The organism is Pseudomonas umsongensis, assembly GCF_012647205.1.
Lineage (GTDB): Bacteria > Pseudomonadota > Gammaproteobacteria > Pseudomonadales > Pseudomonadaceae > Aquipseudomonas > Aquipseudomonas umsongensis.
Genome location: NZ_CP051487.1, coordinates 2973313 through 2988366, shown reverse-complemented (window position 1 = coordinate 2988366; position 15054 = coordinate 2973313). Strand labels below are relative to the sequence as shown.

Sequence of the window (15054 nt, the reverse complement as noted above, 5' to 3'; positions counted from 1 at the left end):
CCCAAGGCTTGCTTGAGAGGTTGAAGCTGCTGAAAAGCAGCATACCCAGGAGTACTCCCTATGCCTGCAATCGACGTGCTGTATAAACGCTTTCTCCCTGGAACCGTTGACGCGATTGCACCCACTCAACAATTCAATCTCCTGCGCTGGTTTTCAATCGTCAGTTTCGTACTGATCAGCGTGATCGCTTTCGGGGTGGGTTCGTGGTCGACAAGATTTCTGGTCGCCGAAAGCCTTGAACGCGATGCGCTGATAACAGCGCAGTTCATCCAGACCATTGCCAAAGGTGAGATACGTCACCACGGGCTGGCGGGTAGACAGATCGGGGAGGTGCTCGCCTACGCTCAACACCAGTCGATGCCAGAAGAAAAGAAACAAAGCGCACAGCCCGCCAGCTTCGAGTTCCTGGACTATCTTGCGCATCTTCCGAACTCGCTCTTGATCAATATCTATTCCCCAAATCGAACAGTGGTCTGGTCAACCAACCAGAAGCTGGTTGGCCGAGCATTTTTGAATGACGAGCTTGAACAGGCATTCAGTTCCAAAGAACGGATATCCACCAAATACAGCAATGTCGCTGCGGACCGCAGTGAACAAAAATTCCTGTACCCCCCGAAAAAGTTCTTCATCGAAAGCTACATCCCTCTGGTCGATGACCGGGGAAATATTCTGGCGGTGGTTGAAATCTACAGGGAGCCCATCGACCTGATTGAACGCCTGAACCACGGTCACTGGATCATCTGGTTGTCCACCATGGGTGGCCTGCTTGTTTACTTCGGGATTTACTGGATTGCCCGACGAACATCGATCCAGTTGGCCTCGCAAGAGGCTCAAGTCGTTGCCAACAAGACCTACGTTGGCTTGGGCGAAATGTCCACTGCCGTCGCCCATAGCCTGCGTAATCCTCTGGCCTGCATCCGCTCAAGTGCGGAATTGGCAAATGACACTCAGGGCCAGCCTGCAAAGAAGCAGCTCGACGATATTATTAGTCAGGTGGAGCGGATGTCGCGATGGGTGCAGGAATTGCTCCTGTGCCTGGGTCCGATCCGCGGGGAGGCGCAACGGGTGGATCCGATGGAGATGATACAACTCACACTCAACAGTTTCAGCGCACAACTGAGTCAATCGAAAATCCAGGTCGAGTTCAAAAATGAACCCACGCCCTGGGTAATCAGCAATCCACTGCTGCTCTCGCAGATTTTAGGCAGCGTCATTGCCAATGCCATGGAAGCGATGCCGACGGCAGGAAAACTGAGCATCGTGGCTCGCCTGGATGATGCCCATCAATGGCTGCACCTGACCATTGGCGACACCGGAGGTGGATCTTCCCGGCAACAGCAAATGATGGCCTTCAAATCGTTCTACACCACCCGACAAGGCAGGCTGGGTATCGGATTTATCATGGTGAAGCAGATCATGGAAAGCTTTGGCGGCGATGCGAGCCTGATAATCGATGAAAAACAGGGCACCTGCGTGCACTTGAGTTTCAGGGTCCAGGACAGGAGAACCCACGCACCGCGCTAATCCTTGGCGGGTGCACGCTGCAATACGAACAGGATGAACAGGACGATCGCCGAACTGAAGACCAGGCGCGAGCCGAAATGGTCAGCCAACCAGCCACTGATATAGGGCAAGAAAATCAAAAGCCAAAGCAAAAGCAAGGCGGCCTTAAAGTCGAACTGAGTGCAGGTCTGTCGCCGATCCCCTGTGGGAGCGAGCCTGCTCGCGATGGACGTCAACGATAACGCGCCCTTTCTGGATGAACGCGTTGTCTGGACATTTTTCGCGAGCAGGCTCGCTCCCACAGTGGATTGCGGATATCTGAAAAAGTCAGGTCGGTTTTAAGGCCGCCTCGCTTTGGCGTTAGATTTGGGCGCATGCCGAGCCTTAGCGAGGCACCAAGTGGTGGGGCAAAGCTTTTTTGCGTGGTTGCTCTTCTGAGTAACCTGGGCACTTTGCGTCATGTCCATGGCAAGGTCAAAAGCGCCGAATTTCCAACGAAGCGCGCAATCCCCCCTCTAAGCGATTCTCCAGTTTGACCTGCCCGCCCAGGCGATCCGCGATGGCCCGAACGATGGTCAGGCCCAAGCCTGCTCCCTCGTCATTTGCCCGGCTGTAGAATCGTTCGAACAGCCTCTCACGGTCCTCTTCCTTGATCCCCGGCCCCTCGTCCTCCACGGACAATTCATAGCCCTGTTCTGTTTTGGCCAGCCTTACGGTGATCACCCCGTGCACAGGCGAGAAGTTCGCCGCATTGGTCACCAGATTGTTCAACGCAATGTCGATGGCAGCGGGATCGATTCTGACCTGGCTGACGTCGCCGCTGACATCGAACACCAGTTCCAGGTTTTTACCCAACAGCCAGGGCGTCAACTGAATCAGGCTGTCGCGAACCGTGGCCTCCAGGTCAATGTATTCCGGTGGTCGAATGGCTGCCTGGGGTTCGATGCGCGCCATCGTGAGCAATTGGTTGACCAGTCGGCTGGTACGGTCCACGCCGGCGATCAGGTGCTCCAGTGATGCGCGGCGCTCCTCCTCGCTCTCCGCCTCCATCAAGTTCTGGGCATGCACCCTCAGCACCGCCAGCGGCGTGCGCATTTCGTGGGCGGCGTCAGCGATGAACCGTCGCTCACGCCCCAGAACTTCCTGGATCTGCGCGAGCACGCGGTTGAGCGCCGCTTGCATGGGCTCCAGTTCGCTGGGCAGTGGCGACAGGTGCAAAGGCTCCAATGAACCGCTGTGCCGTGCGCGCAGGGTCGCCGCCATGTTCGCCAGCGGCTTGAGGCCCCAGCCGATGGCCAGCCAGACCATCACCGCGAGTAACAGGCTGCCCAACACGTTGGGCCAAAGGGTATGACGCACGATCCGGTCGACCAGGTCCGCTCGCACGTCGTCCCGCTCACCGACCCAGATCCGCAGGTGATTCTGCTTGTCTTCCAGCAGGAACGCGCGCCAGTGGCGGTTATTCAGGTCCACTACATCGCTAAAGCCGGGCGTAGAGGGGGCAGCAGTGAAAGAGGGAGCGCTGGCAGTGTGCACCAGCACTTCGCCCTGGGGATTCCAGACCTGGAAGGCAATTTTTCTTTCATAGGGATGACCGTCACCCCTGGGCACCGCTTCGCCCAGGGCCTCGTTGAACGCCTGGTACAACTCGGCGTGTTCCTTGCTGGCCAGTGGCATGCGGAACACGCCTTGCAGCAATCTCGCGTTTTGCGCGAGTTGGGCATCGTAGACTTCTGCAATTTCGTGATGGCTGTCGTACAGGTTCAAGGCGCTGATCACACCCAGGCCCGCGAGCATCAGGCCAATGATCAGCGTCAGGGTACGACGGCGGATCGACGTCACCGACGCTCCTCCACCAGATAACCGACGCCGCGAACGGTACGGATCAGGTCGGTGGAGAATTTCTTGCGCAGGTGATGGATGTGCACTTCCAGGGTGTTGCTTTCAGCCTCTTCGTTCCAGCCGTAGAGCAACTGCATCAAATGGTCGCGGGTCATGACCCGGCCCGGGGGCGAGAGGAGTTCATGCAGCAGCTGATACTCCTTGGGCGTGAGCGCCACCGGTTCGCCCTGGTAGCTGACTTGCTGGGTGCCAGGGTTGAGCCGGATGCCAGCGTGCTCGATCAACGCCTGTGCGCGGCCGGCACTGCGCCGCAACAGCGCCCGCAGGCGCGCCTTGAGTTCGGCTAAATCGAAAGGCTTGATCAAGTAATCGTCAGCCCCGGCGTCGAGCCCGGCTATGCGGTCTTCGGTGGCATCCCGGGCCGTGAGAATCAGCACCGGCAGGTTCGAACCGCTGTCGCGCAGGCGCCGCAGCACTTCGAGCCCGTCCATGCGCGGCAGGCCAAGGTCAAGCAATGCCAGGTCAAAGGTTTCGCTGAGCAATGCATGCAAGGCGCTGCTGCCATCGCGCAACCAGTCGACGGTATAACCTTCGCGCTCCAGGGCTTGATGAATGCCTTCACCGAGGGCCAAGTCATCTTCAATCAGTAGTATACGCACGCGGACTCCTGTCAGCCGAGTTTCTTGTTCACATCCACCAGCAGTGTTTCGATCTCTTTGCGACGCCCGGCATCGGCGGTTTCCCGCCCTGGCCGAGGGGCGGCCGACAGGGCCTTTTGCAATGCTGCCTTGGCCTCAGCGTAGCGCTTTTGACGGTAGAGGTGATCACCCCAAAAGTACAGGCTGTCGATGCCATTGGGGTTCATCTGCAAAGCGACCTTGAGCAATTGCTCGGCTTTGTCCGAGTCACCGAAACCGATGGGCCATCCCGGCACACGATCATACAACGCGCCGAGGCTGGTGTAGGCCGAACCTTGCAAGGCCTTGGGGTCCAGGGTCAGGGCTTTTTCCAGATATTGCTTCGCGTCCTTGACCTTGCCAAGGGCTCCGAGCCCCCCTTGGGCGCCGGCCCAACTGCTGGTGACGATGCCGGACCAGATCCAGGCCTCAGCCACCGATTGGCGCTCCTGGGTAAACGCTGCCGCCTGGGTGGCGAGCTTTTCGAAGGCGGCGGTGCGTTGCTCCTCTGGCAACTCGTACTGAATATGCGCCCAGCTTTGCTGGATGCCATTAAGACGTTGCTGGTCGGCGGCGTCCAGGGCCCAGACGCTCTGGCTCAAGGCTCCCAACAGCAAATACGTGGCAAATTTTTTCATGGCTCGAGGTTCTCGTTGTCTGGTTTTTGACTCAGGCGGCGAATCAGCGGCAATTGCTTGCGCAGGCCCCGATCCACCAGATTGGGCAACAGGCTGTTGAGGCGCACGAAGAAGCGCTCCGGCCAGCCCAGATACAGGTCGCGGCGGTCGCCGGCGATGGCGTGGATGACCGCCGAGGCGACGGTCTGCGGGTCGTCGACGCTGGATTTGAGAGCGTCATTCAAGGCCTGCGCCGCCGGGCTGTTCATGCTTGTATGGGTGGCGCGCGGTGCGACGTACAACACACCGACCCGGGTGTCCGCCAATTCCCGGCGCAGGGCTTCGGAAAACCCGCGCAGGGCGAATTTGCTCGCGCAATAACTGGCGTAACCGGCATAGCCAATCGAGCCATAGGTCGAGCCGACATTCACCACCATGGCGCTGTCCGCCTGCTTGAGCAGTGGCAGCAAGGTTTTGGTCAGGCAAATTGGCGCGCTGATGTTCACCGCCAGCATCGCGTTGATTTCGCTGTCTTCGAGCTGTTCGAGCATGGCGAAGTGGTTGACCCCGGCCGCATTTATCAGCAGGTTGATCCCGCCCAACGCTTCGGCGGCGGCCAGCACCTTGCGCCGGTCGGCCTGCAATGTCAGGTCGGCGCCCACCCAGAACAGCCTGTCCCGATAGCGTTCGAGCAAGGGCTCCAGCGCCTCCCGATGTCGGGCCACGGCCAGCACCGTGGCGCCACTGGCGCACAGGGCGGTGGTGATCGCCAGGCCAATGCCGCCGCTGGCACCGGTCAGTACCACGCGAGTCTCAGACAGGCGCATGCGGGTTCTCCCCGTCGTGTGGCAGGCCACGGAACATGTCGGCGTAAAGCCGGTAAACCACTTTGGAGGCGTGAATGACGGCGGCCTGATCGCCAGGGTCGTCCAGTTTGTTCATCAGTCGGCGGTAAGTTTGCATATGCTCGATGTCCAGCGACCCATGGGAATCGAGGTAGCTGAAGGCGCTTTGCGGCAGGGCCAGACGCTCGCGAATGCTGCCAGCGGCATGGGTGGCCAGGGCGATGCTGGTGCCTTCCAGCACATTGACCATGCCGAACAGCCCCACCGGGCTGCCCCGGGCAATCAAGTCGTAAAGAAAACTGACCATCAGCTCGATGGCCAACGACGGCTGGCCGCCGCGCACCGCCTCCTTGTCGCCGCCACAGGCCTGAATGTCATCGAGTACCCATTGTTCGTGGCCGTATTCATCCTCGATGTACTCGCACACGGCTTCGCGCAGCCACTCCAGGCGTGACGGCAGGCGTGCACCGCAGGCCATCATCAACGGCACGGTATGGCGCACGTGGTAGTAAGCCTGGGCCAGAAAGGCCCGGTAGCTCTCCAGGCTGACCTTGCCTTCGAGGGCATCGACGATGATCGGCAGATTGAACAGCGTACTGCGCTCCTGGTGGGTGGCCTCTTGCAGGGTGTCGAAAAAGCTCATGATGCGGGTTCCTCGAATAGTACCGACTCAGTCAGCTGCGCCCGGTATCGCTCGACGATGGCGTCGCGGCGTGGTCGACCGTTGGCTGTCAGCAGGCCATTTGTAACGGTGAAGGGTTGTTCCAGACGGGTCCAGTACTGGACCCGGGCGTAATCGGGCAAGGCCTCGTTGGCCTCGGCCACGGCGGCGGCCAATTGCTCGTCCGAGCAGTCCGCACGGTGCGGCCAGAGCAATGCATGGTTGCCCGGCAGGGCTTCGCCATGGACGAAGGCCTGGGCGATATGACGGCGCTGGGTCAGTTCGGCTTCGACCCATTCGGGATTGACGTTGCGCCCGAAACTGGTGACGAACTGATGTTTCTTGCGGCCCTTGAGGTAGAGGAATCCCTCCTCGTCGAACTCACCGAGGTCACCGCTGGGCCACCACTCATCAGCGTGCGGTGCCTCCCCCAAGTAACCCAGCAGGGTCGAGCCCTTGATCAGCACTTCGCCGTCGTCGGCCAGGCGAACCTGCACATGGGGCAAGGGGCGGCCGACACTGCCAGGACGGCAGGCTTGCGGTGTATTGAGGCACACCACCGACGCACATTCCGACAATCCGTAACCCTCGTAAGCCGGCACGCCTGCACGTTGGGCTCGATGCAACAGATCTTCGCAAACCCGTGCGCCACCCACGGCGGCAAAACGCAGGTGCTGTGGGTCGAAGGCTTTCTGCTCGGCCGCGCTGACCAGCATCAGCAGCAACTGCGGCACCAGGATCAGGCTCTGGGGCGATCGTTTCGCCAGGCACGCCAGCAGTTGCGGCACATCCACGCCACTGGCCCCCTGGATCCCGAGGGTTTTCTGGCTGGGCAGGCTCAAGGTCGCGCCGGCATACAACGCGGCATAACAACCGATGTTCTCCAGCAAAATGGCGAGCGGCAGCAGCGCCAGATGATGCTGCGGATGGCAGCTTCGACTGGCCTGATCCAGTTCGCGGGCGACTCGCAGGATGCTGTCGGCACTCAAGCACACGCCTTTGGGTGTCCCCGTGGTGCCGGAGGTAAACGTCAGTTTGGCGGTGCCTTCGGGCATCCGGTTCGAGCCACTGAAGGTACGGCGCCAGAACTCGCCGGATTTTTCATAGCCGCCCGCTTGCAGTTCGGCTGTCTGTTGCGGTTCAGCGATCACGCTTTCGGCCTGGCTCTGTTCCAGGCAATGACTGCGCTGCGCGGGGCTGAAGAAAGGCGGTAACGCAACACACGTCAAGCCTTCGAACAACGCAGCCAGGTCCCAGAGCATCGCCTCGACACCATTGTCCAACGCCAGGGCAAGCACCTTGATGTGTTCATCGCGCAGTCGCTGCTGGCGCTCGATCACTTCGGCGTACAGGGAGGCGTAGTCCAGTTTCAACTGATCGCCCCACAAGGCAATGCCATCGCCCTTGCGGGCGGCATGATCGCGCAGCGTTTGTTTGAAACGTTCCACTTCAGGCGACATGGCAACACCCCTCGATGGACGAAGGCAAACCCAGTCGACTGAACAGACCTATATTGCGTAAATGAATAAACCCACTGCGGATATTGCCAACGTGGACCCAGGGCTTGCTTTCGTAGTAACTGCCCCAGGCATGGCGGTCCTCGCCCAAGCGCGCAGGATCGGCGGCACACAGTGTCACCGGCTTCAAACCCAGGCGATGGAAGCTGTTCACCAGGCCAATATTGCCGGTGAACGCCACCCACTCCAGGCCGCCCATGGCCAGCACATAGGTCATCGCAATGATGCTCATGCGCGCGCTGCCCGTGTCGGCGGCCGCCAGATTGCCGACTTCGACGATGGCGGATCGCTCCACGGTCCGGTCCGCCGTGGCACTGATCAGCGGATCGATCGGCCCGTCCAGATAGCCCTCCAGAAACAGTGGTTGTGTGTCTGCCAGTCGCACGCCAGCCACTGCGCACAAGGCACCGTACGCGTCGTTCATGCCAAACAGCTCTGGCATGAAATGACGGATGTCGGCGCCGTGGGCCTTGCGAAAACGTTGCTGGATGAAGCTTTCGAAGACGGTCCGCTGCTCGTCGCCGGGCAATGCCCTGAGGAGACTCATTGGCGGTGTTTCGGCTTGGCCGAAATACAGCGGCAACTGCACATTCCAGTTGAATTCGGACATGAAAAAAACACCTCCCCCGGATCAATTGGGAGAAGTATCAAAGGGATTTCTTAACGAAGTCTGAAGATGACAAAAAACTGCCAGGGCGCTGAACCTCGACCTTCAGCGCCCTGCCCCCCCTCAGGCCCTCGTGGTTTTCTGCAAATTCCCTCGCAGGGGGTTGATGGTTAACGAGGGCGCCAAATCACAACTGCATTATCATCCGCCAGAACGAGTCACCCTATGGGGTCTGGAGCAAACCCCGCTACCAGCATTTGTCGGAAGCGCGCAGGCGTGGAGGCGTTTCGGGGCAGTGCAATGGCGCCCGCTGGCGCCAACCAATTTTCTTTGAACACGCCCTCCGCATTCCAGCCCCGCTTACCGCTAACTCATCGCTTCACACCGCTCCTCCAGCAACCGCACGAACATGGTCAGGCTCTGCGACACCGTGCCCCTGCGCCAAACCAGCCAGGTGCGCAAATAACGGAACGATTCCGACAATGGCCAGACGCTGACCGTGCTGCAGCCGGGCATGCTCTGCAGCATGCTGCGCGGCATCAGGGCCAGGCCGGCACCGGCGCTGACGCAGGCGAGCATGCCGTGGTAGGACTCCATTTCGAAGATCTTGCCCGGCACTGCAGCGTCGTTGGCGAACCAGCTTTCGAAGTGATGGCGGTAGGAGCAGTTGGAGCGGAAGGCGTAGATATTTTCGCCGTTCACGTCCTGAGCGCGATGGATCGGGCTGTGGTTGAGCGGTGCAATCAGCACCATTTCTTCTTCGAATGCCGGTACGCCTTCCAGCGCCGGGTGCAGCACCGGGCCATCGACAAACGCGGCGGTCAGGCGGCCCGCCAGCACCCCGTCGATCATGGTCCCGGAAGGTCCGGTGGACAGGTCCAGCTCGACCTTGGCGTACTGCTGGTTATAAGCCGCCAACAGTTCGGGAATCCGCACTGCTGCGGTGCTCTCCAGGGATCCCAGAGGGAATGTACCCTGGGGTTCTTCACCGGCCACCGTGGCGCGGGCTTCCTGGACCAGGTCGAGAATCCGCCGGGCGTAGTCGAGGAAACTCCAGCCGGCTGGCGAAAGGCGCAGGCGGCTTTTTTCGCGAATGAACAGGTCGACGCCCAGGTCCTGCTCCAGTTGCTTGATCCGCGTGGTCAGGTTCGAAGGCACCCGATGGATGTGCTGCGCGGCGACGCTGATGCTGCCGTGCTCGGCGACAGCCTTGAAAATCTCGAGCTGAACCAGGTCCAATTCATTCTCCAAACGTGAACAAGACGCTCATTATTATTCAGTTTAAAGAAAACATACAGCACCGTAACCTGAGCCCATTCTTACCCGCAGGACGGTGCCATGACCAACATATCCAGCCTTACCCACGCCATTTCGATCAACCCGGCGACCGGTGAACAGATCGGCCACTATCCTTTCGAATCCGCAGCGGCAATGGACGCGGCCCTGTCGCGTTCCGCCAACGGGTTCCGCGCCTGGCGCCGCGAGCCGGTTGCACAACGCGTGCAACGATTGATTGCCCTTGGCCAGGCATTGCGCGACAACGCCCAGGCCATGGCCACCATGATTACCCTGGAAATGGGCAAGCCGATCGCCCAGGCCCGCGGTGAAATCGAAAAATGTGCGCAGCTCTGCGACTGGTATGCCGAACATGGCCCGGCCATGCTCAGTGCTGAACCCACCCTGGTCGAAGGCAACAAGGCGCGCATCGAATATCGCCCGCTGGGCCCGATCCTCGCGGTCATGCCGTGGAACTTCCCGATCTGGCAAGTGCTGCGCGGTGCAGTCCCGACGCTCCTGGCCGGCAATACCTACGTGCTCAAGCACGCGCCCAATGTGATGGGCAGTGCCTACCTGCTGCTGGACGCCTTCAAGCAGGCGGGTTTTGCCGAGGGTGTCTTCGAGGTCATCAACGTCACGCCGGACGGCGTTTCCAAGGCGATCGCCGACCCACGCATCGCCGCCGTAACCCTGACCGGCAGTGTGCGAGCCGGCATGGCCATCGGCGCCCAGGCGGGTGCAGCACTGAAGAAGTGCGTGCTGGAACTGGGCGGTTCCGATCCATTCATCGTGCTTAATGATGCCAACCTCGACGACGCCGTCCAGGCGGCCGTGATCGGTCGCTACCAGAACACCGGGCAAGTCTGTGCGGCCGCCAAGCGGCTGATCGTCGAGCAAGGCATAGTCGAGGAATTCACCCGGCGCTTTGTCGACGCCACGCGCAAACTGGTGGTCGGTGATCCACTGTCCGCCGAGACGTACATCGGCCCGATGGCCCGCTTCGATCTGCGCGATGAACTGGATCAACAGGTGCGCGACACCCTGGAGGAAGGCGCGACCTTGTTGCTGGGCGGCAAGAAAGCCCAAGGCCCGGGCAACGTCTATGAGCCTACGGTGCTGGCGGGTGTCACTGACCAGATGACTTCATTCAAACAGGAGCTGTTTGGCCCGGTCGCTTCGATCATCACCGCTCGTGACGCAGCGCATGCGCTGGAACTGGCAAACGACAGTGAGTTCGGTCTGGCGGCTACCGTCTATACCGGCAATGTCGAGCAGGCCCAGCAGATGGCCAGCGAACTGGAAACCGGTGGGGTCTTCATCAATGGCTACTGCGCCAGTGACCCGCGCGTGACCTTTGGCGGGGTGAAGAAAAGCGGGTTCGGCCGTGAGCTTTCGCACTTTGGCGTGCGCGAATTCTGCAATGCACAGACGGTGTGGCTGGATCGCCACTGATCGAATCTGCGCAGTTGATCCAATGTGGGAGCGAGCCTGCTCGCGATGGTCGTTAACGATGACGCTGGTTTACTGAATAAACGCAGCGCTCGTCAGTCCATCGCGAGCAGGCTCGCTCCCACAAAGTCCCTAACCTCAGGCGTTGCAGTCCCACGCACGGTCACCGTGCTCGTCCTTGATGCGGGTCGGCAGGCCCATCACGTCCAAAGCCTTGAGGAACGCCTCGGCTGGCAGCTCCTCGACGTTGACCATGCGCTGCACGTCCCACTCGCCACGGGCTACCAGCAGGGCAGCAGCCACTGGTGGTACACCGGCGGTGTAGGAAATGCCCTGGCTGTCGGTTTCGGCAAAAGCTTGCTCGTGGTCCGCAACGTTGTAGATGAACACTTCGCGCGGCTGGCCGTCCTTGGTGCCCTTGACCAGGTCACCGATGCAAGTCTTGCCGGTGTAGCCAGGCGCCAGCGAGCTCGGATCAGGCAGCACGGCCTTGACCACCTTGAGCGGCACGACTTCCAGGCCTTCGGCGGTCTTGACCGGTTGCTCGGAAAGCAGGCCGAGGTTCTTGAGAACGGTGAACACATTGATGTAGTGCTCGCCGAAGCTCATCCAGAAACGTACGTTAGGCACGCCAAGGTTCTTCGACAGCGAGTGCACTTCATCGTGACCGGTCAGGTACAGGTTCTGCGAACCGACTACCGGCAGGTCGTCGGTGCGCTTGACTTCGAACATGGTGTTGCTGGTCCACTGGCTGTCCTGCCAGCTCCACACCTGCCCGGTGAACTCGCGGAAATTGATTTCCGGATCGAAATTGGTGGCGAAATATTTGCCATGGGAACCGGCATTGACGTCGAGAATATCGATCGAATCAATGCTGTCGAAATACTGTTGTTGGGCCAGTGCCGCATAGGCATTGACCACACCCGGGTCGAAGCCCACGCCGAGGATGGCGGTGACGTTCTTCTGCTGGCATTCCTCGAGGTGCTTCCACTCGTAGTTGCCATACCAGGGTGGCGTCTCGCAGATCTTGCCCGGCTCTTCGTGGATGGCGGTGTCCAGGTAGGCCGCGCCGGTATCGATGCAGGCACGCAGCACCGACATGTTGAGGAAAGCGGAGCCGACGTTGATGACGATCTGCGATTCGGTTTCACGAATCAGCGTCTTGGTCGCCTCGACGTCCAGGGCATTGAGGGTGAATGCCTTGATTTCAGCGGGCTGTTTGAGGCTGCCCTTGGCCTTGACGCTGTCGATGATGGCCTGGCATTTGGAGATGTTGCGCGACGCGATAGCAATACGACCGAGCTCGTCGTTGTGCTGCGCGCACTTGTGGGCCACCACCTTGGCGACACCTCCTGCACCAATGATAAGTACGTTCTTCTTCAATTTTTCTCTCTCTCCTTCTCAGCCAGCTTACGAGAGGCTGGACATATAGTCGTTGTAACCGAACTCACGAACCACCTCGACAGTACCGTCGAGTTGTTTCACTACGATGGACGGCATCTTCAGGCCGTTGAACCAGTTCTTCTTGACCATGGTGTAGCCCGCGGCGTCGACGAACGACAGGCGGTCGCCGATGGCCAGCGGACGATCGAACTGGTACTCACCGAAAATATCGCCGGCCAGGCAGGATTTGCCGCACACCATGTAGGTGTGCTCACCCGCGCTCGGGGCCAGCTTGGCGTTCAGGCGGTAGATCAGCAGGTCGAGCATGTGGGCTTCGATAGAGCTGTCCACGACCGCCAGGTGCTTGCCGTTGTAGAGAGTGTCCAGCACGGTGACTTCCAGCGACGCACTCTGGGTGATCGCCGCTTCGCCTGGTTCCAGGTAGACCTGCACGCCGTACTTTTGCGAAAACGCCTTGAGGCGTGCGCAGAACTCATCCAGCGCGTAGCCTTCGCCGGTGAAGTGAATACCGCCACCGAGGCTGACCCACTCGACCTTGTGCAGCAAATGACCGAAACGCTCTTCGATGGTGCACAGCATGTCGTCGAACAGGCCGAAGTCACCGTTCTCACAGTTGTTGTGGAACATGAAGCCGGAAATCTGCTCGATGACCTGCTCGATCTTCACCGGGTCCCACTCGCCCAGGCGGCTGAACGGCCGTGCCGGGTCGGCCAACAGGTAATCAGAGCTGCTCACCTGCGGATTGACCCGCAGGCCACGGACCTTGCCTTCAGACGCTTGCGTGTAGCGCTGCAACTGGCCGATGGAGTTGAAGATGATCTTGTCGCAGTTGTCGAGCATCTCCTCGATTTCGTCATCGGCCCAGGCGACGCTGTAGGCGTGAGTCTCGCCAGCGAACTTCTGCCGACCGAGCTTGAGTTCGTAGAGCGACGACGACGTGGTGCCATCCATGTATTGCTGCATCAGGTCAAACACCGACCAGGTGGCGAAGCACTTGAGTGCCAGCAGGGCCTTGGCCCCGGACTGCTCGCGCACGTAGGCAATCTTTTCCATGTTGCCCAGCAGCTTTTGCTTATCGATGAGGTAGTACGGCGTTTTGATCATTTCGAGGCCTCCGGCAAGGCCAGCCAAAAAAAGGATGCGCATTGTGCCCGCACTGGCCACATATCGAAAGAGCAGAAGTGCAGTTCGTCGGACAAGGATCCGCACGGCAACCCCGCAAAGTCGCACTCATGGACGACAAAAAGATGACACCAAGGCCAATTGCCATCTTTTTCGAGAACTCACCGACGACCGGTCATACGTTGTACCAAAACCGACTATTGTTGTTAGTGACAGGTCCGTCTCGGACCCTAGTACGCTGATGGAGTTCTCATGAATAGAACCAGTCTTGCTGCTGTTGTCACCTCCCTCCTGGCGGGCGTCGCCCCCTCATTCGCTGGCGCAACACCTTCTGAAAACCCTGTTTTTTCCGTCGGCCTGCTGGGAAGCTACAGCGAGCTGGAGTTTACAGGCCGCAGGACCAGCAGTTCCGAGCATATTCCCGAAGCAGGACTGTTCCTCAACTTCGGCAACAAGATGACGGGCCGGGGCGGCCTTGTGTATCAGGCAGAAATCACCGGGCAGTACTCCGAAGAAAAGCATCAACGCGTCACCGATGGCCAGGCCGACCTGGACCTGGGCTGGAGGATGGCCCTGGATGCCGACAATTTTTTCGACGTTTTGATCGGAGCAGGCTATAAGTGGAACCGTTATGACCCGGATTTCCACAAATACGACATCAATCTCACCAATCGCACTCCCTTCGCTAAAGTCGCAGCCGGCTACAACCACGCCTTCAGCACCTCAACCTTGCGCCTGGAAGCTGGCGTTCGCAAGGTCATCAACGGAAATGCGCAGCTGGAAATCCACAACGTGGACAGCGAGGAACAGGACCTCAAGGACACCACCAATCCATTTGTCGAACTGAGCTGGCTGTTCAACCAGGAGGGATCGATTCCGGTGATTGCCAGCCTTTACTACAACCGCTTCAAATACGACCTGGACGGTCAATTTCAGCTAACCGACTTCGACAAGCAGACCCGGGACGAGTACGGCGTAAAGCTCGGCATCGTGTTTTAACCCGAGGCCGATAACCTTTCGTCGCAAATGAAATCGCCAGGGGTAATCCCGGCCTTCTCTGGCGTGGGGATTGCACCGGCCCGCGTTAGCCATCGCGAACGACATAAAACTGACGCGATGGCCATCCAATCAACGCTAAAGGACTCCAGCAAAACGCTTGGTCAGTCACCGGAGATGTAACGTGTCAACTCTCAACGAAATCGCAGCGAACCACGCGAGAATGGCTAAGGCAAAGGAACTAGAGTCGACCGGACTGAGCGAGCGACAAGTGCATATTGTGGGAAGCATTGAAATCTCCTCCCCCGTCGAGCAACCGCATGTGCCTTTGCACCTTGTTGCGGCAGCCCAGGACAACAACCTCGTCCAGGTATCGGCCTTTGTAGCCTGACGGCACTCGATGGGAGAAACCACCCAGGCTATTTTTGCTGGATTCTTTTGGCGTACATATCCATTGCTGCGGTAACGGCTGCTTATGGTTTCGCCCTTTCTGCAGGAGCGAGCTCGCTCACGAAAAACCTGAGAGCCCCCGGGGT

The 15054-nt window shown here is 59.5% G+C and carries 14 protein-coding genes; 4 read left to right on the top strand and 10 right to left on the bottom strand.

Features of this window, described 5'->3' with window-relative positions; all coding sequences use genetic code 11:
* Nucleotides 1-60: 60 nt before the first annotated feature.
* Nucleotides 61-1524 carry a sensor histidine kinase gene (locus tag HGP31_RS13645; RefSeq protein WP_168757938.1) on the top strand — a complete coding sequence of 488 codons (1464 nt, stop codon included), beginning with the start codon at nt 61-63 and terminating at the stop codon, nt 1522-1524.
* Between the two features lie 453 nt (nt 1525-1977).
* On the opposite strand, the gene HGP31_RS13640 is transcribed toward HGP31_RS13645, so the two are convergent.
* From HGP31_RS13640 to ptrR, 8 genes are all read right to left on the bottom strand, one after another.
* Nucleotides 1978-3345: a sensor histidine kinase gene (locus HGP31_RS13640; protein WP_020801080.1), complete on the bottom strand. Its 1368-nt coding sequence runs from the start codon at nt 3343-3345 to the stop codon at nt 1978-1980.
* On the bottom strand, nt 3342-4004 hold the full coding sequence (locus tag HGP31_RS13635; RefSeq protein ID WP_168757937.1) for a response regulator: 663 nt from the start codon (nt 4002-4004) through the stop codon (nt 3342-3344). Before HGP31_RS13635 ends, HGP31_RS13640 begins: the two co-directional genes overlap by 4 nt.
* Nucleotides 4005-4015: 11 nt before the next feature.
* Nucleotides 4016-4660: a tetratricopeptide repeat protein gene (locus HGP31_RS13630; RefSeq protein ID WP_168757936.1), complete on the bottom strand. Its 645-nt coding sequence runs from the start codon at nt 4658-4660 to the stop codon at nt 4016-4018.
* Nucleotides 4657-5466, bottom strand: a complete 810-nt coding sequence (locus tag HGP31_RS13625) for an SDR family oxidoreductase (RefSeq protein WP_168757935.1) — start codon at nt 5464-5466, stop codon at nt 4657-4659. The genes HGP31_RS13630 and HGP31_RS13625 overlap by 4 nt, the downstream gene beginning before the upstream one ends.
* Nucleotides 5453-6127, bottom strand: coding sequence for an iron-containing redox enzyme family protein (locus HGP31_RS13620; protein ID WP_168757934.1), 675 nt, complete (start codon nt 6125-6127; stop codon nt 5453-5455). Before HGP31_RS13620 ends, HGP31_RS13625 begins: the two co-directional genes overlap by 14 nt.
* Nucleotides 6124-7605 carry an AMP-binding protein gene (locus HGP31_RS13615; RefSeq protein ID WP_168757933.1) on the bottom strand — a complete coding sequence of 494 codons (1482 nt, stop codon included), beginning with the start codon at nt 7603-7605 and terminating at the stop codon, nt 6124-6126. Before HGP31_RS13615 ends, HGP31_RS13620 begins: the two co-directional genes overlap by 4 nt.
* Nucleotides 7595-8272, bottom strand: a complete 678-nt coding sequence (locus tag HGP31_RS13610; RefSeq protein WP_168757932.1) for a thermostable hemolysin — start codon at nt 8270-8272, stop codon at nt 7595-7597. Before HGP31_RS13610 ends, HGP31_RS13615 begins: the two co-directional genes overlap by 11 nt.
* Before the next feature lie 363 nt (nt 8273-8635).
* Nucleotides 8636-9508: a putrescine utilization regulator PtrR gene (ptrR, locus tag HGP31_RS13605; protein ID WP_033043750.1), complete on the bottom strand. Its 873-nt coding sequence runs from the start codon at nt 9506-9508 to the stop codon at nt 8636-8638.
* A 99-nt stretch (nt 9509-9607) separates the two neighbouring features.
* On the opposite strand from ptrR, the gene HGP31_RS13600 reads away from it, so the two are divergent.
* A complete protein-coding gene (locus HGP31_RS13600; protein WP_168757931.1) occupies nt 9608-10999 on the top strand; it encodes an aldehyde dehydrogenase family protein in 1392 nt (463 codons plus the stop codon).
* 135 nt (nt 11000-11134) lie between these two features.
* Here HGP31_RS13600 and HGP31_RS13595 read toward each other — a convergent pair whose 3' ends face one another.
* On the bottom strand, nt 11135-12379 hold the full coding sequence (locus HGP31_RS13595; RefSeq protein ID WP_020801089.1) for a saccharopine dehydrogenase family protein: 1245 nt from the start codon (nt 12377-12379) through the stop codon (nt 11135-11137).
* A 27-nt stretch (nt 12380-12406) separates the two neighbouring features.
* On the bottom strand, nt 12407-13504 hold the full coding sequence (locus HGP31_RS13590; RefSeq protein ID WP_033044664.1) for a carboxynorspermidine decarboxylase: 1098 nt from the start codon (nt 13502-13504) through the stop codon (nt 12407-12409).
* Between the two features lie 270 nt (nt 13505-13774).
* On the opposite strand from HGP31_RS13590, the gene HGP31_RS13585 reads away from it, so the two are divergent.
* Together HGP31_RS13585 and HGP31_RS13580 are read left to right on the top strand one after the other, a co-directional pair.
* Complete coding sequence (locus tag HGP31_RS13585; RefSeq protein ID WP_168757930.1) at nt 13775-14521, top strand: hypothetical protein; 747 nt, start codon at nt 13775-13777, stop codon at nt 14519-14521.
* A 181-nt stretch (nt 14522-14702) separates the two neighbouring features.
* Nucleotides 14703-14909 carry a hypothetical protein gene (locus tag HGP31_RS13580; RefSeq protein WP_033044665.1) on the top strand — a complete coding sequence of 69 codons (207 nt, stop codon included), beginning with the start codon at nt 14703-14705 and terminating at the stop codon, nt 14907-14909.
* Nucleotides 14910-15054: the final 145 nt, after the last annotated feature.

Excerpts from the sequence above, each read along its gene's own strand:
- HGP31_RS13625 (WP_168757935.1), bottom strand. The coding sequence starts at position 5,466 with ATGCGCCTGTCTGAGACTCGCGTGGTACTGACCGGTGCCAGCGGCGGC.
- HGP31_RS13610 (WP_168757932.1), bottom strand. The coding sequence starts at position 8,272 with ATGTCCGAATTCAACTGGAATGTGCAGTTGCCGCTGTATTTCGGCCAA.
- HGP31_RS13645 (WP_168757938.1), top strand. The coding sequence starts at position 61 with ATGCCTGCAATCGACGTGCTGTATAAACGCTTTCTCCCTGGAACCGTT.
- HGP31_RS13585 (WP_168757930.1), top strand. The coding sequence starts at position 13,775 with ATGAATAGAACCAGTCTTGCTGCTGTTGTCACCTCCCTCCTGGCGGGC.
- HGP31_RS13620 (WP_168757934.1), bottom strand. The coding sequence starts at position 6,127 with ATGAGCTTTTTCGACACCCTGCAAGAGGCCACCCACCAGGAGCGCAGT.
- HGP31_RS13590 (WP_033044664.1), bottom strand. The coding sequence starts at position 13,504 with ATGATCAAAACGCCGTACTACCTCATCGATAAGCAAAAGCTGCTGGGC.
- HGP31_RS13600 (WP_168757931.1), top strand. The coding sequence starts at position 9,608 with ATGACCAACATATCCAGCCTTACCCACGCCATTTCGATCAACCCGGCG.
- HGP31_RS13630 (WP_168757936.1), bottom strand. The coding sequence starts at position 4,660 with ATGAAAAAATTTGCCACGTATTTGCTGTTGGGAGCCTTGAGCCAGAGC.
- HGP31_RS13615 (WP_168757933.1), bottom strand. The coding sequence starts at position 7,605 with ATGTCGCCTGAAGTGGAACGTTTCAAACAAACGCTGCGCGATCATGCC.